Below are 19,929 nucleotides of genomic sequence, written 5' to 3'. Positions count from 1 at the left end.
CCCATCCGCCCCGCGGCGGCCGTGCGTCATTCGCGTCCCGTCACCCCTTGGGACGCTGGTCGATGATGCGGCGGAACTTGCCCACCGAGCGCTCGATCTGTTCGGGGTCGACCACGTCCACGGTCACGCTCACGCCGACCCTGTCCTTGACCGTCGCCACGATCTGCTCGCTCAGGGTCACGCGCCGCTCGGCGGTGCAGTCCGGGGCCGCCTCGATGCGCACCGCCATGCGGTCCAGGCGCCCCTCCTTGGTCAGCACCAGCTGGAAGTGCGGGGCCAGCCCGTCCAGGCCCAGCACGATCTCCTCGATCTGGGTCGGGAAGACGTTCACGCCGCGCAGGATGATCATGTCGTCGCTGCGGCCGGTCACCTTGTCCATGCGCCGCATGGGCCGGGCCGTGCCCGGGCGCAGCGCGGTCAGGTCGCGGGTGCGGTAGCGGATCACCGGCATGGCCTGCTTGGTCAGCGAGGTGAAGACCAGTTCGCCGTTGGACCCGTCGGGCAGCACGTCCTGGGTGACGGGGTCGAGCACCTCGGGGTAGAAGTGGTCCTCCCACACGTGCAGGCCGTCCTTGGTCTCCACGCACTCGTTGGCCACGCCCGGGCCCATCACCTCGGACAGGCCGTAGATGTCCACGGCGTGGATGTCGAAGCGCTCCTCGATCTCGGTGCGCATCTTCTCGGTCCAGGGCTCGGCGCCGAAGATCCCGACCTTGAGCGAGGTCGTACGCGGGTCGATTCCCTGATGCTCGAACTCGTCCATCAGTGTCAGCATGTAGCTGGGGGTGACCATGATGATGTCGGGCTGGAAGTCCTGGATGAGCTGCACCTGCTTGGCCGTCTGCCCGCCCGAGGCGGGGATGACCGTGCAGCCGAGCCTCTCGGCGCCGTAGTGGGCGCCCAGCCCGCCGGTGAAGAGCCCGTAGCCGTAGGAGACGTGCACCTTGTGCCCGGGGCGTCCGCCCGCGGCGCGGATGGAGCGGGCCACCACCTCGGCCCAGGTGTCGATGTCCTCGCGGGTGTAGCCCACGACGGTGGGGCGGCCGGTGGTCCCGCTGGAGGCGTGGATGCGGCTGACCCTGTCCTGGGGGACGGCGAACATCCCGAAGGGGTAGTTGTCGCGCAGGTCGGCCTTGGTGGTGTGCGGGAAGTGGCGCAGGTCCGCCAGTTCGCGCAGGTCCTCGGGGCGCACCCCGGCCTCGTCGAACTTGCGGCGGTACAGGGGCACGTTGGCGTAGGCGTGCTCCAGGGTCCACCGGAGGCGCTTGAGCTGCAGGGCGCGCAGCTCGTCGACACTCATGCGCTCGGCCGGGTCCAGGATCTCGGGTGCGGGCGCCTGTCCCAGGCGGGCGGTGGCTCCGGCCGGCAGCGTGGTGGTGTCGTGGCTTGCCATGGGCCTCTCCGTGTACTGTGCGCGGGACCCGCCAGGACGTGGACGCCTGGGTGGGGTGGGCGGGCGGGCGCGCTGGTCTCGTGGCGGTGCGGTCCGTCGCGGATCGGACCGACTTGCTTACTGACCGAACGTTCGGTTACTAATGCATTAACGCAGTCTCCGGGCAGCGGTGTCAAGGAGAAATGTCGATGATTTCACAGGCGACGGTGGCCCCGACCACCGTCTTTAGCACGGGAGGCCGCACGTGAGCGAGGTCTACTTGGTCGACGGGGTGCGAACCCCGCAGGGCCGCTACGGCGGCGCCCTGGCAGCGGTGCGCCCCGACGACCTGGCCGCCACGGCCGTGGCCGAGGCGGTCCGCCGCGCGGGCGTGCCCGGCGAGGCCGTGGACGAGGTCATCCTGGGCGCCGCCAACCAGGCCGGCGAGGACAACCGCAACGTCGCGCGCATGGCGGCTCTGCTGGCCGGACTCGACCCGAGCGTCCCCGGCTACACCGTCAACCGGCTGTGCGCCAGCGGCCTGACCGCCGTCGCCTCCGCCGCGCAGGCCATCCGCGCGGGCGAGGCCGACGTGGTGGTCGCGGGCGGCGTGGAGTCCATGACCCGCGCCCCCTGGGTGATGGCCAAGCCCGGAACCCCCTGGGCCAAGCCGGGCGAGGTCGCCGACACCTCCCTGGGCTGGCGTTTCACCAACCCGCGCTTCGCCGCGGCCGACGCCGAGGCGCCCGCCGACGCGGGCCCCGACGACCTGCGCTACACCCTGTCCATGGGCGAGACCGCCGAGGAGGTCGCGCTCCTGGAGGGGCTCACCCGCGAGGAGTGCGACGCCTTCGCGCTGCGCAGCCACGAGCGCGCGGTCGCCGCCGCCGAGGCGGGCCGCTTCGACGCCGAGACCGTCCCCGTCACCGTGCGCGGACGCAAGGGCCAGACCAGCGAGGTCACCGCCGACGAGGGCCCGCGCCCCGGCTCCAGCATGGAGAGCCTGGCCGGGCTGCGCCCGGTCTTCCGCGAGGGCGGCATCGTCACCGCGGGCAACTCCTCCTCCCTCTCCGACGGAGCCTCCGCGCTGGTGCTGGCCGGCGCCGAGGCCGTGCGCCGCTACGGCCTGACCCCCCGCGCCCGCGTGGTCGCCTCCGCCTCGGCCGGGGTGGAACCGCAGGTCATGGGCCTGGGTCCGGTCCCGGCCACCCGCAAGGTGCTCGGCCGCGCCGGGTGGGACCTGGACGGGGTCGGCGCCGTGGAGCTCAACGAGGCCTTCGCCGCCCAGTCCCTGGCCGTGATGCGCCAGCTCAAGCTGGAGGAGGAGCGCGTCAACGCCGACGGCGGCGCCATCGCTCTGGGCCACCCGCTGGGCAGCTCCGGCGCCCGCATCCTGGTCACCCTGCTCAACCGCATGGAGCGCGAGGATGCCGCCCGCGGCCTGGCCACCCTGTGTGTGGGCGTGGGCCAGGGCGTCGCACTGCTGGTGGAGCGCCCGTGAGCGCGAGCGACGGCACCGCGCACCGGGCCGACGGGGACTTCACCACCCTGGACGTGGAGTGGCGCGAGGACCGCGTGGTGGTCCAGCTCCACCGCCCCGAGGCCCGCAACGCCATCAACGCGACGATGATCGCCGAACTGCACCGGGTGTGCGAGCGGATCGAGGCCGAGCCCAGGCCGCTGCTCCTGACCGGGCACGGCACCGTGTTCGCGGGCGGCGCCGACATCTCCGAACTGCGCGAACGCGGCCGAGAGGAGGCTCTGGCCGGGATCAACAGCCGCCTGTTCGAGCGCCTGCACCGCCTCCAGGCGCCCACCGTGGCGGCCGTGGACGGCTACGCCCTGGGCGGCGGCGCCGAACTGTCCTACGCCTGCGACATCCGCATCGCCACCCCCACCGCCGTGTTCGCCCAGCCCGAGCCGGGTCTGGGCATCATCGCGGGGGCGGGCGCGTGCTGGCGGCTGCGGGAACTGGTCGGCGCCTCGGTGGCCAAGCAGGTGCTGCTGGGCGGCTACCGCCTGGACGCCGAGGCCGCGCTGCGCCACGGCCTGGTCGCCGAGATCGTGCCCTCCGAGGAGCTGCGCGAACGCGCCCACGCCCTGATCGACCGCATGGCCGCCTCCTCCGCGCCGGCCCTGCGCATGACCAAGATGGTCCTGGACGCCGACGGCCCCCACCCGCTCGCCGACGACCTGACGCAGGCCGTGCTGTTCGAGAGCGCCGACAAGCACGAGCGCATGACCCGTTTCCTGGAGAGGAAGAAGCGTTGAGCACCACTGAGCAGGGGGGCGGCGCCGCGCCGGGCGTTCCCGCCACCGTCGCCGTCGTCGGCGGCGGCACCATGGGCGCCGGGATCGTCCAGCAGTTCCTCACCCGCGGCGCCGACGTGGTGCTGGTCGAGGCCACCGCCGAGGCCGCCGAGGCCGGTCGCGCCCGCGTGGCGGCCGGGCTGGACAGAGCCCGTCAGCGCGGGAAGATCGACGCCGAACCGGCCGCCTACCTGGCCCGGCTGCGCACGGTCACCACCCCCGCCGACATCCCGGCCGACGCCGGGCTGGTCGTGGAGGCCGTGCCGGAGCGGCCCGAACTGAAGATCGCCGTGCTCACCGCCGCCGAGGCCGCCGTGGGCGAGGACACCGTCCTGGCCTCCAACACCAGTTCGCTGTCGGTCACCGAGCTGGCCGCCGCCCTCAAGCGCCCCGCGCGCTTCCTGGGCACCCACTTCTTCAACCCCGTCCCCGCCTCCAAGCTCGTGGAGCTGGTCGTGGCCCCCGAGACCGAGGAGGCCGTCCTGGCCTCGGCGCGCGCCTGGGTCGCCGCCCTGGGCAAGACCGAGGTCGTGGTCCGCGACGCGCCCGGGTTCGCCACCAGCCGCCTGGGCGTCATGCTGGGGCTGGAGGCCATCCGCATGGTCGAGGAGGGCGTGGCCTCGCCCGCCGACATCGACACCGCCATGGAGCTGGGCTACCGCCACCCCATGGGGCCGCTGCGCCTGACCGACCTGGTGGGCCTGGACGTGCGCCTGGCCATCGCCGAGTACCTGGCCGCCGAACTGGGGGACCGGTTCGCGCCTCCGGAGCTGCTGCGCCGTATGGTCGCCGAGGGAAGACTGGGCCGCAAGAGCGGACAGGGCTTCCACACCTGGGACGAGGGAGAGTAGAGCGTTGAGCGAGGACACGGCGGCCGGACAGGCGGCGGCGGAGTTCACCGAGGCCGACGGGCTGGCCACGGTACGGCTGAACACGCCCGCCCTGACCCGGCGGGTCAAGGAGGAACTGCTGGCGGCGCTGCGTCGGGCTGCGGGGTCCACCACCGCCCGCGCGGTGCTGCTGCTGGGCTCGGACAAGGCCTTCTGCGTGGGCCAGGACCTGGCCGAGCACGCGCGGATCCTGGAGGAGCGCCCCCAGGACGCGCTGGACACCGTGCGCGAGCACTACAACCGCATCGTGCTGGCCCTGGAGGACGTCCAGGTGCCGGTCGTGGTCGGCATCGGCGGCGCCTGCGTGGGCGCGGGGCTGGGTTTCGCCCTGGCCGGGGACGTGCGGATCGCGGCCCGCCGGGCCAAGTTCGGCACCGCCTTCACCGGCATCGGCCTGGCCTCGGACTCCGGGCTGGCCTCGCGCCTGGTGGCCTCGCTGGGCCAGGCCCGGGCCATGGAGCTGATGCTGCTGGGTACGGTCGTGGGCGCCGAGCGCGCCCTGGAGCTGGGCCTGGTCACCGAGGTCGTGGACGACGACGCCTGGGAGGCGCGCGCCCACGCCGTGGCCACGGGTCTGGCCTCCGGGCCCACCAGCGCGTTCGTGGCGGCCAAGCGGGAGGTGCGCTCGGCCGCCGTGGGCGGGCGCGAGCTGCCCGAGCTGCTGGAGGAGGAGGCCGACCTCCAGAACCAGCTGGGACAGACCGCCGACCACGTCGGAGCGGTCCGCGCGTTCCTGGCCAAGGAGAAGCCGACCTTCTCCGGGAGCTGAGCTGGCGGTTTCCCCGCCCGGCGGACTTGCCCGGGCGGGGGAATCCGGGGATACTAATTACTGACCGAACGTTCGGTTATGAATGAGGTGAGAAACCAGTGAGCACCCAGACGGTCCGGGAGGCGTCCCCCGACGCCGACCTCCTCCAGGCCGAGTTCGACGCCAGGATCGCCGCCGACCAGCGCATCGAGCCGCGCGACTGGATGCCCGAGGGCTACCGCAGGACGCTCGTGCGCCAGGTCTCCCAGCACGCGCACTCGGAGATCATCGGCATGCAGCCCGAGGGCGACTGGATCGCCTCCGCGCCGAGCCTGCGGCGCAAGGCCATCCTGCTGGCCAAGGTCCAGGACGAGGCCGGGCACGGGCTGTACCTGTACGCCGCCGCCGAGACCCTGGGCGTGGACCGCGCCGACCTGACCGAGCGCCTCATCGAGGGCCGCCAGAAGTACTCCTCGATCTTCAACTACCCGTCGCTGACCTTCGCCGACGTGGGCGTCATCGGCTGGCTCGTGGACGGCGCCGCGATCTGCAACCAGGTCCCGCTGTGCCGCAGCTCCTTCGGCCCCTACGCCCGCGCCATGGTGCGCATCTGCAAGGAGGAGTCCTTCCACCAGCGCCAGGGCTACGAACTGCTCATGCGCATGATGGAGGGCACCCCCCGGCAGCGGGAGATGGTCCAGGACGCCGTCGACCGCTGGTGGTGGCCGTCGCTGATGATGTTCGGCCCGCCCGACGCCGACTCGCCCAACACACGGCAGTCCATGGCCTGGGGCATCAAGCGCGACACCAACGACGACCTGCGCCAGAAGTTCGTGGACATGACCGTCCCCCAGGCCCAGAAGCTCGGCGTCACCCTGCCCGACCCCGAGCTGGTCTGGAACGCCGAGCGCGGCCACCACGACTTCGGCGAACCCGACTGGGTGGAGTTCAAGCAGGTCATCTCCGGCGCCGGACCCAAGAACGCCGAGCGCGTCCAGCGCCGCCGGGCCGCCCACGAGAAGGGCGCGTGGGTGCGCGAGGCCGCCACCGCCTACGCCCGCAAGCACACCAGCGCCCAGGAGGCAGCGGTATGAGCGACGACAACACGGCCGGTTCCGGGGCGGCCCGCCCCGAGTGGCCGCTCTACGAGGTCTTCGTGCGCGGCAAGCGCGGCCTCAACCACGTCCACGTGGGCTCGCTGCACGCCCCCGACGACCACATGGCCCTGCACAACGCCCGCAACCTCTACACCCGCCGCAACGAGGGCGTGAGCATCTGGGTGGTGCGCGCCGAGCACATCGCCGCCTCCAGCCCCGACGAGAAGGACCCCTACTTCGCGCCCAGCGGGGACAAGGTCTACCGCCACCCGACGTTCTACCCCATCCCCGAGGACGTCCCGCACATCTAGGGCGGCGGCACGACCGGCGCACACGAGGCCAAAGGAAACGACATTGAGTGGCGACCACATCTACTCGGCCCTGAGCGAGGAGCACGGCGGCGACACCCGCTGGGCCTTCGGCACCGGCTTCACCGACGCCCTCGCCGGGGTGGACACCACCCTGCCCGAGGGGGTCGACGGGGCCGACCTGGCGCTGTACTGCCAGATGCTCGGCGACGACGCGCTCGTCCAGGCCCAGCGGCTCGTCCACTGGGTGACCGACGCCCCCGAGCTGGAGGAGGAGGTCGCGCTGGCCAACATCGCCCTGGACCTGCTCGGCCAGGCCCGCCTGCTGCTGGCCCGCGCCGGACAGGCCGACGGCACCGGACGCGACGAGGACGCCTTCGCCTACCGGCGCGGTCCCGCCGAGTTCCGCAACGTCCACCTGGCCGAGGCTCCCCGCGGCGACTTCGCCCGCGCCGTCGTCACCCTCCTGACGCTCTCCAGCGCCCGCCTGGCCGTGTTCGCCCGCCTGGCCGACAGCCGCGACCCCGTGCTGGCCGCCGTCGCGGCCAAGGCGGTCAACGAGCTGGCCTACCACCGCGAGTACGCGGTCTCCTGGGCCCTGCGCCTGGGCGACGGCACCCCCTACTCCCGCGAGCGCATGACCGCCGCCGTCGCCGAGGTGTGGCCGCTCACCGGCGAGCTGTTCGCCACCCACCCCGTCGAGGCCCGCATGGCTCAGCAGGGCGTGGGCGTGGACCCGGCCACCGTGCGCGAGGAGGTGCACGCCGTCCTGGCGCAGGTGCTCACCACCGCCACCCTGGACGCCCCCGCGCCCTTCCCCGCACCGGCCCTGGCCGGACGCCGGGGAGAGCACACCGCCGAACTGGCCCCCCTGCTGGACGAACTCCAGAAGGTGGCCCGCGAGCACCCGGAGGCGACATGGTGACCACCACCCGGGACCGGGCCCGCGAACGCGCCGAGCGCGCCGCCGCCGCGGTCACCGACCCCGAGCTGCCCATGCTCACCCTGGCCGACCTCGGCATCCTGCGCCGCGTGGAGGTCGAGGGCGACGGAACCGCCGCGGTGTGGATCACCCCCACCTACTCGGGCTGCCCGGCCCTGGCCGAGATGCGCGCGGACGTGGACCGCGCCGTGCGCGCCGCCGGGTTCGACCGGGTCGAGGTGCGCACCGAGCTCTCCCCGCCCTGGACCACCGACTGGATCACCGCCGAGGGCAGGCGCAAGCTCGCCGAGCACGGCATCTCCCCGCCGGGCGGCGCGCCCGCGCGGGCCGCCGGGCCGGTGCCGCTGACCCTGCTGCCCACCCGCACCGCCCCGCGCTGCCCGCTGTGCGGGTCCGGCCGGACCGAGGAACTGTCCCGCTTCGGCGCGACCTCCTGCAAGTCCCTGCACCGCTGCCGGTCCTGCCTCGAACCGTTCGAGCACGTCAAGGAGATCTGACCGTGACCACACCCGTCACCGAGACCGCGCCCGCGGCCGCGCGCCGCCGGGGCGCGTTCCACCGGCTGCGCGTGGCCGCCGTCGAGCGCCTGTGCGACGACGCCGTCGCCGTCACCTTCGACGTCCCCGACCGCCTGGCCGAGGAGTACGCGTTCTCCCCCGGACAGTCGCTGACCCTGCGCCGCGAGGTGGACGGCGTGGAGGAGCGCCGCAGCTACTCCGTGTGCGCCCCCGTCGGCCAGGCGCCCCGCGTGGGCGTGCGCCTGGTCTCGGGCGGCCTGTTCTCCAACTGGCTGGTCAACGAGGTGCGCCCCGGCGACGAGGTGGAGGTGGGCGCGCCCACCGGCCGCTTCGTCCCCGACCTGGACACCGCGGCCCGCCACGTGATGGTCGCCGCCGGTTCGGGCATCACCCCGGTGCTGTCCATGGCCTCCTCGCTGCTGCGCCGCACCGACTCGCGCGTCACCCTGCTCTACGGCAACCGCCGCAGCGACACGGTGATGTTCGCCGACGAGATCGCCGACCTCAAGGACGCGTTCGGAACGCGCTTCGAGCTGGTGCACGTGCTCTCCCGCGAGCCGCGCGAGGCCGAGCTGTTCACCGGGCGCCTGGACGGCGCCAAGCTGGAGGCGCTGCTGGACACGGTCGTGGCCGCCGACGCCGTCGACCACTGGTGGCTGTGCGGACCGTACGGCATGGTCACCGACGCCCAGGAGGTGCTCGCGGGCCGGGGCGTGCCGGGGGAGCGGATCCACCAAGAGCTGTTCTTCGTGGAGGGCGCCGAGCCTCCGCCCCAGGCGCGCCACGAGGAGCCCGGTGTGGAGGGGCCCGCCAGCGAGGTGACCCTCGTGCTGGACGGGCGCACCACCACCCTGACGCTGCCGCGCGGGGTGCCCGTGCTGGACGCCGCGCAGCGCTACCGGCCCGACCTGCCCTTCGCCTGCAAGGGTGGGGTGTGCGGCACCTGCCGGGTGAAGGTGTGCGAGGGCGAGGTGCGGATGCTGCGCAACTACGCGCTCACCGAGGCCGAGGTGGCGGCGGGGTACGCGCTGTCGTGCCAGGCGCTGCCCGAGAGCGACGCCGTGACCGTGGACTACGACGCGTGAGCGCGCGCAACGAGACCGCCTGGCGGATGTTCGAGGCGGACATGGCGTCCAAGAACCTGGGGATGCGCCTGATCGAGGCCAGCGACGGACTGGCGGTCGTGGAGATGACCGTGGGGCCGCTGATGCTCAACGGTCACGGGATCGCCCACGGCGGGTTCGTGTTCACCCTGGCCGACACCGCGTTCGCGTGCGCGTGCAACGTGGACGGGGGAGGGGTGACCGTGGCCTCGGGCGCGGACGTGACCTTCGTGGCCCCTGCGAAGGAGGGTGACGTGCTGGTGGCCACCGCCCGGGAGCGGGCGCTGTTCGGCCGCAGTGGCCTGTACGACGTCACGGTGCGCCGGGGCGAGGAGGTCGTCGCCGAGTTCCGGGGCCGCAGCCGCACGCTGCCCCCGCGCGGCTAGCTGCCGGGGAGAGGCGGGTACGGGGCCGGGACCGCGAGGGCGGTTCCGGCCCGCGTGCGTGGCGGCCGGGCCGGAACCGGGTGTCCACAAGCGGTCACCCGCGTTTGGGGTGAGGTCAGTACATGTGTGCGCCTTGATGGAGAAAAGCGAACCTTGTGGCTTATGTGAGCACATGGATAGCTTTTTCCCGTTCGTGTCCCGGGTCCGCCCACGAGGCGGCCCTCGACCAGACAGGCAATCCCCCTCATGCGTCGTTCCCTGACCCGTACGACGGCGGTCTCGGCCGCCTCGGTACTGGCCTTGTCACTCCTCTCCCCGTCGCAGGCACTGGCCGACGACAACCGTCCCCCGGACCGGCCCGACACCGCCACGCTCACCGCGCGGGGCGAGGCCTGCTCCACCGACAAGGACGCCCCCACGCTCCTCAACAGCACCGAGCTCACCTTGAGCGGTGTCTTCGTCGACCCCGACGCCGAAACGGTGTCCCAGCAGGTCAAGGGCCAGTTCGAATGGGCGCTCGACGGCGCTGACGAACCCCTCGGTACGGCTGATTCGCCCTATAGCTGGCAGTCTCCGGGCCGGACGCCGAATCCCCGTGCGGTCACTGCCCGGGACCTGCCCGAAGAGGTCCTGATCGGCTACCGGGCGCGCGGCCACGACGGCCAGGCCTGGGGCGAGTGGTCCGACCGGTGCTGGATCGAGATCAGCACGAGCAAACCGGAGGCACCACCGCAGGTCACCTCCGACGACTACCCCGATGACGACCGCTTCCACGGAGCCCCGGGGCAGTCGGGTGACTTCACCTTCACCAACAACGGGGTGGAGGATGCGGTCGCCTACTACTACGGTCTGGACAACACCTGCACCACTCGGTTGGACGTCGAGGAGCCGGGGGGCTCCGTCACCGTCTCGATCACACCCCAGCGAAGCGGGCCCCAGTCGGTCTACGCCAGGAGTGTCGACGCCTACGGCAATTCATCGCCTTGCTCGGTAGTCCACTCCTTCATGGTCGCTCCCCTGGCTGACCCCGTGGCCTACTTCCCCCTCGACGAGGGTGAGGGGACGAGTGCCTCGGACGTCCTGACACGGGACCGCGCTGCTACGGGAAACGGTGACGTCGCCTGGACCCGGGGCCGTGTGGGTGAGCGCCAAGGCGACGGCTACCGCTTGGAGGGCGCGGCCGTTGCCACTGCTGACGGGCACTTGCGGACTGATGAGCCGCTTCTCGACACCACCGCCGCGTTCACGGTGTCGGCGTGGGTTCGGTTGGACGAGACCGGCACCGACGCCGTGGCCCTCTCCCAGGAAGGAGAGCACCTGAGCGGTTTCCAGCTCGGCTACGACGCCTCCGAGGAGGCCTGGGTGTTCCAGACAGCCTCTCAGGACGTCCCGGACGCGGGGTTCGACCACCGCGTGGTCTCGACCGTTCCGGTGCAGACGGGTGTGTGGACCCAGCTCAACGGTCAGTACGACCCCGCCGCCGGAGAGATCGCCCTCTACGTCGAGGGCGCCCACCAGGGAAGCGCCGCGTGGGACTCCGCCTGGAACGCGGAGGGCCCGTTCGTCATCGGAGGCGGCCGGGAAGCGGGCACCTTCTCCGACACCTGGCCGGGGGCGGTCGACGACGTGAAGGTGTGGCAACGCACCCTCATCGACGAGGACAAGCCCTACACCGACACCAAACGGTCGGAGGTGTGGCAGCACGCCAACCTGCCGCTGGCCCTGGAGGGACGGTGGAGGATGGACGAGGCTGAGGGGGCCACTGCGGCGGACTCCTCGGACCGCGGAATCGACGCGACACTGCACGGCGACCCCGCGACGGTGTGGGGCGGGGCGCCCGAGGGCTGGTATTTCGACTCCGGTGTCCTCCTCGACGGAAGCGATCAGGAGCACCTGCGCACGGACGGCCCGGCCGTACGCACCGACCGCAGCTTCACCGCCGCGGCGTGGGTGTGGCTGGACGACACCGGGTCCGACGCCGTCGCGCTCTCCCAGAGCGGTGAACACACCGGTGGGTTCGCTCTGGGGTACGACGCCGAACTGGAGGCGTGGGTCTTCGAGACATCGGCCGGGGACTCCGAGGGAGCTGAGGTCAGCCGCGCCGCCTCCTCTTGGGCGCAGGCGGGAAGGTGGACCCATCTGACCGGTGTCTACGACCACGTGGACGGAACACTCACGCTCTACGTCGACGGTATCCGGCAGCAGGACGCGGAACGCGAGGGAGTCTGGCAGGCCGACGGCGACGTGGTGATCGGAGGCGCCGGGCACGCGGACGGCGTCGACCGCTCCTGGACGGGGGGACTCAGTATGGCTCACCTCTTCCAGGGGGTGGCGCTCGATCACGATGTGACCATGATCCAGATGGGTTTCCTGCCATAGGAACCGCAGGACCGCAGGACCGGAGGACCGGCGGAGCGAGACGGTCGGACTGTTCCGGTTCCCCGTCGCAATGACCAGCTGGGGCCGGGGCCGTCACAGGACGGTCCCGGCCCCAGCTTGTGCGAGGAAGGGCCATGTATCAGCCCCCACCAGGGCCTGGTTCCGTCTCGTCCTGGGCGATTCCGTGTCGTCGGCGCCGGGCAGGGGGAGCGAACACACGGGGGCGATCGCGCGTCCCACGGGCGTAGGGAGGGCGCCGTCCTCCGCCGCACGAGAAGGACCCCATGAGCGTCACGCCCGCCCCCGTCCCCCCGCCGCCCCGCGACACCGGCCTCCCGCCCGGCCTCGAACCCCTGGAGAAGGGCGACCCGAGAACGCTCGGCCCCTACCGGATCGTGGGGCGGATCGGCGCGGGCGGTATGGGCGCCGTCTACGGCGGAATCGACGGAGGCGGGCGGTGCGTGGCCGTCAAGACCGTGCACGCCCGTTTCGCGCGCGGACGCGGCCACCGCGAGGCCTTCGCCCGCGAGGTGGACATGCTGGCCCGCGCCCGGGGTGTGAGCACCGCGCGACTGTACGACGCCGACACCACGGCACGCGTGCCCTGGCTGGCCTTCGACTACGTCCCCGGCCGGAACCTGCGCGCCCACGTACGCGCCTTCGGTCCCCTGGAGGGGGAGATGCTGCGCGCGTTCGCGGCGGGCACCGCCGAGGGCCTGGCCGCGCTGCACTCCGCCGGGATCGCGCACCGCGACATCAAACCCGGCAACGTCATCCTGTCCCCGGACGGCCCCAAGATCGTCGACTTCGGCATCGCCACCGCCGTCGGCACCACACGCGCGAACGACCGGGGCGCCTCCTACGGCACCCCCGGCTGGGTGGCGCCCGAACGCTACACGGGGGCGGTCGCCGATCCGGCCGCCGACGTGTTCGCCTGGGGCGCCCTGGTGGCGCTCGCGGCCACCGGACGCGAACCCTTCGGCCGAGGTACCCCCGAACAACTGCGCCAGCGGGTCACCGCCGGTCAGCACGACTTGGCGGGCGTGCCCGACGACGTCCTGCCGCTGGTGGAGGCCGCCCTGGCCACCGACCCCGCGCGGCGCCCACGCGCGGTCGAGCTCATGCGCGCCCTGTTGCCCCAACCCGAGGAGGTCGGCCTGAGCGGACGCGGCGGCCCGGTCCCGGCCGCCGAGACCCTGCGCGCCCTGTTGCGCGGCTACTGGCGCGGGGTCGACTCCGCGGGGCACGACCCCGCCGCGTGGGCGACCGCCGTGGGCGTGCTCTCCGCGGCCGGGATCACCGCGGGCGCGCTGGGCGGCGCGGGGGCCGGTACGGGCGCTGGCGGTGCCGCGGTCGGTACCGGCGGTGCCGCAGCCGGTACGGGCGGTGCCGCGGGAGCCGCCACCGGAACCACGGCGGCGGGGGCCGCCGGCGGCCCCCTCACCGCCCTGGCCGGGTCCAAGGCGGCGGTGGCCGGTGCGGGCGTGCTGGTCGCCGCCGGGCTCGCGACCGGCGGGTACGTGGTCTACGACCGGGTCAGCGGTGCTCCGGCGGAGGCCGTCACCGCCGCCGCGACCACCCTGGAGGAGGGCGGCGGGTTCGTGGTCGAGGTCGAACGCCGCTTCAGCGACGCGCACGCCGAGGAGGTCGCCGCGCGGACCGGTCAGGCGGTCGAGGCGGTGCTGGAGGAGAGCACGGCCACCGTCGAGTACCGCTACGCGGCCGACCGCGACGTCTTCCTGGCCAGCGGCGAGGTGATGGGGCAGGGGTCCGTCGCGGCCGCCGACAACGGCGGACGGCTGTACGTGTACGGGCCCGCCCTGGCGGAGGGCGAGGCCTCCGAGCCGGTGGAGCCCGCGTGGGAGGCCACCGCCGAGGACCTGGGTCCCGAGCTGGTCACCGGCCCGCTGCGCGCCATGGCGGGATCGGAGGAACTGGAGGCGGGCGGAGCCGGGGAGGAGGGCGGCCGGGTGTACACCGGCCCGCTCACGTCCCGGCTCGTGGTGGACGGCGAGGTGGTCGAGGAGGACGCCGAGGGCTTCGTGGAGGTCGACGAGGGGGGCGGCCCGGTGCGGATGGAGTACACAGGAGCTCTGTGGCGGGTGCGGGCCGACTTCACCGAGGTCGGTGGCCCCGTGGAGGTGGTCGACCCCCAGCAGGGGGAGGAGTCCGGCGGTGGACGCCTGGAGGTGCTCCACGCGCCCGCCTGCGGAGAGTTCGAGTTCTACGAACGTGTCTGGCAGGTGCGCGCGGACGCCTGGGAGATGTCGTGCGACCGCGCCTTGGAGGTGGCGGGGCTGCTGGGGAGCGAGGGCGGGCGCTCGGAGTTCGCCGCGGGGTACACCGGCAGCGGGGTGCACACCTACCTCGTGGACGGCGAGCTGGCCTGTGTGGGGGTGCGAGAGTTCGTCCCCGGCCTGTCGGGGGCGGAGTCCCCCTGGTCCCTGCTCTCCTGCACGTCCTTCACCTCCCTCGGGGAGAGCGAGTTCGGCTGGGAGGAACTGGAGTTCGGGGAGCCCGTCCTCATCCGGTTCGTCCGGGTGGAGTAGGCGGACGGTCGGCCCGGAGGGCGCGGGCCTTCGTCGGGGGACCGCGCCGCCGGGTGCCCGCGGGCGGGGCCGCGTGCCCAGGCCCTCGGAAGGTCCGCGCCGTCGAAGGATACCGGGCAGGCCTCCGTCGCCCCCCTTCGCCCCGTTCCCGGACCGAGGGCGCGTCCCGCCCAGGGTTTCGGAACGGGGCTCCCTCCCGGTCCCGGGGTCAGCGCAGGGCGCTGGGCTCCGGGGCCGCCACCGCCCGGCCTTCGCGGTCGCGCCGCCGCCCCGGGCGGTCCAGGACGCCCGCGAACACCGCGATGCCCAGGCCCACCACGGCCAGCACCGCGCCAATCGCGGCCGGGGAGGTGTACCCCAGGCCCGCGCTGATCCCGATGCCGCCCAGCCACGCCCCGGCGGCGTTGGCCAGGTTGAACGCCGAGTGGTTGGAGGCCGCCGCCATCGTCGGCGCCTCGACGGCCTTGTTCATCACCAGGACCTGGAGCGGGGTGGCCACGCCGAACCCCACCGCGCCCAGGACCACCACCGTCACCGCGGCCGTCCAGGGGTTGTGCACGGTCACCGTGAACACCACCAGCACCACCGCAAGCGCGGCCAGCGACCCGTAGACCGTCGGGCGCAGCGCCCGGTCGGCCAGGGGGCCCACGATCAGCGAACCCAGGGTCATGCCGGTGCCGAACAGGGCCAGGACGATCGGCACCCCGGACGCGGACATGCCCGCCAGCTCCGTCATCATCGGCGAGACGTAGCTGTAGACGGCGAACACCCCGGCGAACCCGAAGACCGCCGTGACCAGGCCCAGGACGACCTGGGAGCGGCCCAGTTCGCGCATCTCGTGGCGCAGGCCCGTGCCGGAGGCCGCGGGCTGGTGCGGCACGAACACCGCGACGCCGAGCACGGCGAGCAGGGCGATCCCGGCCACGACCAGGAACGCCGCGTGCCAGCCCATCGCCTGGCCCAGGAAGGTGCCCGCGGGCACGCCGACGATGTTGGCCACGGTCAGGCCGAGGAACATCCGCGAGACGCCCGTGGCCCGCCGGCCCGGACCGGCCAGGTGCGCCGCGACCAGCGAGCCCACCCCCAAGTAGGCGCCGTGGGGCAGCCCGGCCAGGACCCGCGAGGCGAACACGGCGCCGAAGGACGGGGCCAGGACGGTGGCGAGGTTGCCCACCAGGAAGAGCCCCATGAAGACCAGCAGCGCCGTCTTGCGGGGCAGCCGCGTGCTCAGCGCGGTGAGCAGCGGTGCGCCGACCACCACGCCCAGGGCGTAGGCGGAGATGAGGTATCCGGCGGTCGGAACCGGTACGCCGAGGTCGGCGGCGACCTCGGGCAGCAGTCCCATGATCACGAACTCGGTGGTGCCGATGGCGAACGCGCCGACGGCGAGGGCGAGCAGGGCCAGAGGCATGGGTGGGTCCCCTTCGAAGGGTCGGTCGGGGTTCACGGGCGCCGGGCGCGGCGGGGCGCGGGGTTTCGGGCTTCCCGGGGCCCGGCGGGGCCGGATGACAGCGGAGGGTGATTTGGCACGTGCCAATTCCAGTGTCGGACTTTTCCGGACCTGTGCCAACCATCCACGCGTGTGATGTGGCTCTTAGCGGCGCGCCCGCCGTCGGAAACGTCGCAGGACACCGGCCACGGGCGTCCCGGCAGCGTCTGCCGTCGCGGAAGGACGCGGTGCCCCCGCCGACGGGTCCTTCGCGCGTCGGGTCGCGCCCCGCCGCCACGGAGGTAGCGGAGCGGACCACCGGCCACGACCGTCCCGGGCCGCAGGGCCTTCAGCGCGGGGGAGCGGTGCTGCCGCGCACCGTCAGGGCGGGCTCCAGCAGCAGGTGCCTGCTCTCGGTGCGCCCGCCGTCCAGGCGCTCGGACGCGGAGCGGACGGCGAGCCGCGCCATGCGCGCCGCGTCCTGGCGCACCGACGTGAGCTGGAGGAAGGAGAGCCGCGCGGTCCGGCTGTCGTCGTAACCCACCACCGAGACGTCCCCGGGCACGCTCACCCCGGCGCGGACCAGGGTCGCCAGCAGCCCGAACGCGCACAGGTCGTTGGCCGCGACCACGGCCGTGGGCAGGGCCTCCCGCGCCAGGAGCACCCGCGCCGCCCGCGCGCCCGCCTCCTCGGAGTAGTCGCCGGGCAGGACATCGACGCGCCCGCCCAGGCCGTACCCGCGCATCGCCTCGGCGTAGCCCCGCGCGCGCCCGCCGGCCCCCGGAAGTCCGCCGCCGTCGACGTGCACGATGTCGCGGTGGCCCAGTTCCACCAGGTGCCCGACGGCCTGGCCCACGCCCACGGCGTCGTCCGTGCCCACGCTGTCGGTCCCCTCCGCGCCGGTGCGCTGGCCGATCTCCACCACGGGGACCCGTTCGGCGACCCGCGCCAGGTCCGCGGGCGCCTCCGCGGACAGACCGATCAGGATCAGCGCCTCGCAGCGCAGCCCCACCAGCTCGTCGATCGCCTCGCGTTCGCTGCGGGTGCTGGCCATCGCGCTCAGCACCACGCCGTACCCGAGTTCGGCGGCGGCCGGGTAGAGCTCCTCGACCAGGTGGGCGTCCATCGGGTACTCCAGGCCGAAGAGCACGCCCACCTGTCGGCTGCGCGCCCGGCGCAGCAGCCGTGCGGCGGTGTCGGCCCGGTACCCCATCTCCTCGGCGGCGCGCAGGACCCGCTCCCGGGTCCGCGCGCTCGGGCCCGGGCGGTCGCCCAGAACCAGCGAGACCAGCTGCCGCGAGACCCCCAGGTGCGCGGCCACGTCGGCCATCGTCGGGTGCCGATGGGCGCCCGTCCCGTTCTCCGACATCTGCCTCCTCCGGTTCGCGCCGCCGCCCGGTGCCCCGGGACGCCGACCGCCCCGCGACCGGCGGCGGTCGCGGGGCCGCCCGGCCTCCTCGGGCCCGGACCCACATTCTGGCACCGGCCCGTCGCCGCGCGGGCGTCGCGCCCACCCGGTCCCCATGAAGCCGTGCTCCTGCATGAGCCGGACGCCGTCGTGGCCTGCGGCGCCCCACACCCCGGCGTGGGCGCTGAGGGACGCCCCCGGGTCACGGGCGGCCTCGAAGGCGGGCCTCTCGGGGGAACTCCGGGTCGCCGGTGGCGTCGAAGGCCGTCCCCAACGCGTCGTTGTCCCGGCGGCGTTCGACGAGGGCGCGCAGTCCGGCCCGATGGCCCCGTTCGGTCTGTTCGAGGAGGGCTCCTTGGCCGTGTGCCCCTCGCGGACCGGTCCGGGGTCCCGTCGCCGCCGCGGTCGTGGTCCCTCGCGTGGTCATGGGACGGGCACGCTTTCGGCGGCCGTCCGTGCCGGGAGGAGGGGGACGGGCCGGTGCGGCCCGGCGCGTGGGGACGGCCCGAAGCCAGAGAGGCGGGATGCGTGTGTTCATCCCGCCGCGTCACTTCTGGTGGCCGTGGGGTGCCGGAGCCCGTTGGGGCGGAGGAGGATTGCGGGGGAGGGGGGTGAAAGCCCCCGGACATGGCTGTGGCCCGCGTCCCCCAACGCGGGCCACAGCGGGCGCGGCCAGGGTGCACTGAGTGCGGTCTGGCCGCTGGGAAGGCGGATGTAGCGGCTGAGTACGTGCCGGAAACCCCCATTGCCGACACGAGCGCTGACATCCGCGCATGGATTGTGGTGTGCGCCTCACAGGACCTGCGGGTTGGGTGCGGGTGGTGGGGATCGGGGTTCGGTCTGGGGCGCTTCACCTGTAAGAACGCTTCGTCTGTAGGAGGTGTTCCCGCTGGACGGACCGATTTTCGGATCGTCCGGTAAAAAGCGGGTGCGGACTGTCCCCGCTCTTCCTAAGCTCCTGACCACGCCCTACCCAAGGAGACGGTTCCCATGCCCGCGACCCTCACCCTGTGGCGGCCCACCGGGCCCGCCGAACTCGCCCTGGTGGGGGATTCGGGCTGGCGGGAGTGGCCGCCGCGCCTGCCTGAGCAGCCGATCTTCTACCCCGTGCTCAACGAGGACTACGCGGTGCGCATCGCCCGCGAGTGGAACCTGCCACGCGACGGCGAGGGGCACGTCACACGCTTTCGCGTGGACGCGGACTTCGCCTCCCGCTATCCGGTGCGGCAGGCCGGTGGGCGCACGATCCTGGAGCTGTGGGTGCCCGCCGGGGAGCTGGCCGCGTTCAACGCCCACCTCGTCGGTCCGATCGAGCTGGTGCGCTCCTTCCTGCCCGATCACCCCGAGGGCGTGGTCTACGCCTGAGCGGGTCGCCGCCGGGCGGGAGCGGTGCACGCCGGCGGCCGCCGGGGCGGTCCCACCAGACGGGAACCGCCCCGGCGCGAGGGTCCTTCGCGGCCCTGCGCCCGGAGCTCAGGCTCTGGGGTCGGTGACGACGAGCAGGTCGGGGTCCACGTCGGTGAGGGCGGTCATGACGTCGCCGAGCGCGTCGGCGAGCACCACGGGGTCGCGGTCGGTCCGGTCTCGGTCCTGGTGGGGAAGGCGGCGTCGGGGATCGAGGGTGGTGGCCATGGGGCTGCGGGCGCGCGGGCCGGGGGTGTGCGCCCTCCTCCTTCACGTGTTCAGCCGTTCCGGTCGCCGTGACGCCCGGTGACCGTGCCGTTGTCGGCTTTTCCAGGGATACCAGGGGAGAGTGACATTCGGTGGGTACGGAGCGTGCCTGTGGATGAACGCGGGCCCACCGGGCAGCGTGCGCGGGGGAATGCGGGGCGGCCGCGAGGCGTTCCGCATGATAGTTTAATTGGAAACTACTTCTTTGGAAGATAACTAGGGGAGCGGGCCATGCAGTTCGGAATCTTCTCGGTGAGCGACGTGACCACCGACCCCACCACCGGCCGTACGCCGACCGAGGCCGAGCGCGTCAAGGCGATGGTGACCATCGCGCTCAAGGCCGAGGAGGTCGGCCTGGACGTCTTCGCCACCGGCGAGCACCACAACCCGCCCTTCGTGGCCTCCTCACCGACCACGATGCTCGGCTACATCGCGGCCCGAACGGACAGGCTCCTGCTGTCCACCTCCACCACGCTGATCACCACCAACGACCCGGTCAAGATCGCCGAGGACTTCGCCATGCTCCAGCACCTGGCCGACGGCCGGGTGGACCTGATGATGGGCCGCGGCAACACCGGCCCCGTCTACCCCTGGTTCGGCCAGGACATCCGCCAGGGCATCCCGCTGGCGCTGGAGAACTACAACCTGCTGCACCGGCTCTGGCGCGAGGACGTGGTGGACTGGGAGGGCAAGTTCCGCACCCCCTTGCAGGGCTTCACCTCCACCCCCCGCCCCCTGGACGGGGTGCCCCCCTTCGTCTGGCACGGCTCCATCCGCAGCCCCGAGATCGCCGAGCAGGCCGCCTTCTACGGTGACGG

General features: G+C 73.3%; 18 protein-coding genes. 14 read left to right on the top strand and 4 right to left on the bottom strand.

All coding sequences use genetic code 11. The annotated features are described in order from the left end of the window. Window positions 1-40: 40 nt before the first annotated feature. Complete coding sequence (paaK, locus tag G011_RS0128325) at window positions 41-1,393, bottom strand: phenylacetate--CoA ligase PaaK (RefSeq protein WP_019611421.1); 1,353 nt, start codon at window positions 1,391-1,393, stop codon at window positions 41-43. Window positions 1,394-1,637: 244 nt separating this feature from the next. Here paaK and G011_RS0128320 point away from each other — a divergent pair, with 244 nt between their 5' ends. From G011_RS0128320 to G011_RS0128265, 12 genes are all read left to right on the top strand, one after another. Further along, window positions 1,638-2,873 carry a thiolase family protein gene (locus G011_RS0128320; protein WP_019611420.1) on the top strand — a complete coding sequence of 412 codons (1,236 nt, stop codon included), beginning with the start codon at window positions 1,638-1,640 and terminating at the stop codon, window positions 2,871-2,873. Beyond that, window positions 2,870-3,643: an enoyl-CoA hydratase/isomerase family protein gene (locus G011_RS0128315; RefSeq protein WP_019611419.1), complete on the top strand. Its 774-nt coding sequence runs from the start codon at window positions 2,870-2,872 to the stop codon at window positions 3,641-3,643. Before G011_RS0128320 ends, G011_RS0128315 begins: the two co-directional genes overlap by 4 nt. Next, window positions 3,640-4,533, top strand: a complete 894-nt coding sequence (locus G011_RS0128310; RefSeq protein WP_019611418.1) for a 3-hydroxyacyl-CoA dehydrogenase family protein — start codon at window positions 3,640-3,642, stop codon at window positions 4,531-4,533. The genes G011_RS0128315 and G011_RS0128310 overlap by 4 nt, the downstream gene beginning before the upstream one ends. A 4-nt stretch (window positions 4,534-4,537) precedes the next feature. Further along, window positions 4,538-5,341 (top strand): enoyl-CoA hydratase/isomerase family protein, encoded by an 804-nt coding sequence (locus G011_RS0128305; protein ID WP_019611417.1) that lies wholly within the window; start codon window positions 4,538-4,540, stop codon window positions 5,339-5,341. Window positions 5,342-5,439: 98 nt separating this feature from the next. Further along, on the top strand, window positions 5,440-6,414 hold the full coding sequence (gene paaA, locus G011_RS0128300) for a 1,2-phenylacetyl-CoA epoxidase subunit PaaA (RefSeq protein WP_019611416.1): 975 nt from the start codon (window positions 5,440-5,442) through the stop codon (window positions 6,412-6,414). Next, window positions 6,411-6,728: a 1,2-phenylacetyl-CoA epoxidase subunit PaaB gene (paaB, locus tag G011_RS0128295; RefSeq protein ID WP_013153507.1), complete on the top strand. Its 318-nt coding sequence runs from the start codon at window positions 6,411-6,413 to the stop codon at window positions 6,726-6,728. The genes paaA and paaB overlap by 4 nt, the downstream gene beginning before the upstream one ends. Window positions 6,729-6,771: 43 nt before the next feature. Beyond that, the gene (gene paaC / locus G011_RS0128290) at window positions 6,772-7,650 is read left to right on the top strand and encodes a 1,2-phenylacetyl-CoA epoxidase subunit PaaC (protein WP_019611415.1); all 879 of its coding nucleotides are present in this window, start codon (window positions 6,772-6,774) and stop codon (window positions 7,648-7,650) included. Further along, on the top strand, window positions 7,644-8,165 hold the full coding sequence (gene paaD, locus G011_RS0128285; RefSeq protein WP_013153505.1) for a 1,2-phenylacetyl-CoA epoxidase subunit PaaD: 522 nt from the start codon (window positions 7,644-7,646) through the stop codon (window positions 8,163-8,165). Before paaC ends, paaD begins: the two co-directional genes overlap by 7 nt. 2 nt (window positions 8,166-8,167) lie before the next feature. Then, window positions 8,168-9,271 (top strand): 1,2-phenylacetyl-CoA epoxidase subunit PaaE, encoded by a 1,104-nt coding sequence (gene paaE / locus G011_RS0128280; RefSeq protein WP_019611414.1) that lies wholly within the window; start codon window positions 8,168-8,170, stop codon window positions 9,269-9,271. Further along, the gene (gene paaI, locus G011_RS0128275) at window positions 9,268-9,675 is read left to right on the top strand and encodes a hydroxyphenylacetyl-CoA thioesterase PaaI (protein ID WP_019611413.1); all 408 of its coding nucleotides are present in this window, start codon (window positions 9,268-9,270) and stop codon (window positions 9,673-9,675) included. Before paaE ends, paaI begins: the two co-directional genes overlap by 4 nt. A 246-nt stretch (window positions 9,676-9,921) precedes the next feature. Further along, window positions 9,922-12,054, top strand: coding sequence for a LamG domain-containing protein (locus tag G011_RS0128270; protein ID WP_019611412.1), 2,133 nt, complete (start codon window positions 9,922-9,924; stop codon window positions 12,052-12,054). Window positions 12,055-12,338: 284 nt separating this feature from the next. Next, window positions 12,339-14,603, top strand: coding sequence for a serine/threonine-protein kinase (locus G011_RS0128265; protein WP_026338751.1), 2,265 nt, complete (start codon window positions 12,339-12,341; stop codon window positions 14,601-14,603). Between the two features lie 208 nt (window positions 14,604-14,811). Here G011_RS0128265 and G011_RS0128260 read toward each other — a convergent pair whose 3' ends face one another. Then, entirely contained in the window at window positions 14,812-16,014 is a 1,203-nt protein-coding gene (locus G011_RS0128260) for an MFS transporter (RefSeq protein ID WP_019611411.1), read from the bottom strand. 367 nt (window positions 16,015-16,381) lie between these two features. Then, entirely contained in the window at window positions 16,382-17,401 is a 1,020-nt protein-coding gene (locus tag G011_RS0128255) for a LacI family DNA-binding transcriptional regulator (protein ID WP_019611410.1), read from the bottom strand. A gap of 1,029 nt (window positions 17,402-18,430) precedes the next feature. Here G011_RS0128255 and G011_RS0128250 point away from each other — a divergent pair. Further along, window positions 18,431-18,805: a hypothetical protein gene (locus G011_RS0128250; protein ID WP_019611409.1), complete on the top strand. Its 375-nt coding sequence runs from the start codon at window positions 18,431-18,433 to the stop codon at window positions 18,803-18,805. Window positions 18,806-18,913: 108 nt separating this feature from the next. On the opposite strand, the gene G011_RS32255 is transcribed toward G011_RS0128250, so the two are convergent. Continuing rightward, window positions 18,914-19,072 carry a hypothetical protein gene (locus G011_RS32255; protein ID WP_013153496.1) on the bottom strand — a complete coding sequence of 53 codons (159 nt, stop codon included), beginning with the start codon at window positions 19,070-19,072 and terminating at the stop codon, window positions 18,914-18,916. 270 nt (window positions 19,073-19,342) lie between these two features. Between G011_RS32255 and G011_RS0128240 the strand changes: the two genes are divergently transcribed. Further along, window positions 19,343-19,929, top strand: a 587-nt coding sequence (locus G011_RS0128240) for an LLM class flavin-dependent oxidoreductase (protein ID WP_019611408.1), incomplete at its 3' end; no start/stop codon positions are given.

The sequence above is a fragment of the Nocardiopsis sp. CNS-639 genome, assembly GCF_000381685.1.
Classification (GTDB): Bacteria; Actinomycetota; Actinomycetes; order Streptosporangiales; family Streptosporangiaceae; genus Nocardiopsis; species Nocardiopsis dassonvillei.
Note: the sequence above shows the minus strand (reverse complement) of the source record. Positions and strands in the feature narration are given on the sequence as shown.

Excerpts from the sequence above, each read along its gene's own strand:
- G011_RS0128270 (WP_019611412.1), top strand. The coding sequence starts at position 9,922 with ATGCGTCGTTCCCTGACCCGTACGACGGCGGTCTCGGCCGCCTCGGTA.
- G011_RS32255 (WP_013153496.1), bottom strand. The coding sequence starts at position 19,072 with ATGGCCACCACCCTCGATCCCCGACGCCGCCTTCCCCACCAGGACCGA.
- paaD (WP_013153505.1), top strand. The coding sequence starts at position 7,644 with ATGGTGACCACCACCCGGGACCGGGCCCGCGAACGCGCCGAGCGCGCC.
- G011_RS0128265 (WP_026338751.1), top strand. The coding sequence starts at position 12,339 with ATGAGCGTCACGCCCGCCCCCGTCCCCCCGCCGCCCCGCGACACCGGC.
- paaK (WP_019611421.1), bottom strand. The coding sequence starts at position 1,393 with ATGGCAAGCCACGACACCACCACGCTGCCGGCCGGAGCCACCGCCCGC.
- paaB (WP_013153507.1), top strand. The coding sequence starts at position 6,411 with ATGAGCGACGACAACACGGCCGGTTCCGGGGCGGCCCGCCCCGAGTGG.
- G011_RS0128250 (WP_019611409.1), top strand. The coding sequence starts at position 18,431 with ATGCCCGCGACCCTCACCCTGTGGCGGCCCACCGGGCCCGCCGAACTC.
- G011_RS0128255 (WP_019611410.1), bottom strand. The coding sequence starts at position 17,401 with ATGTCGGAGAACGGGACGGGCGCCCATCGGCACCCGACGATGGCCGAC.
- G011_RS0128260 (WP_019611411.1), bottom strand. The coding sequence starts at position 16,014 with ATGCCTCTGGCCCTGCTCGCCCTCGCCGTCGGCGCGTTCGCCATCGGC.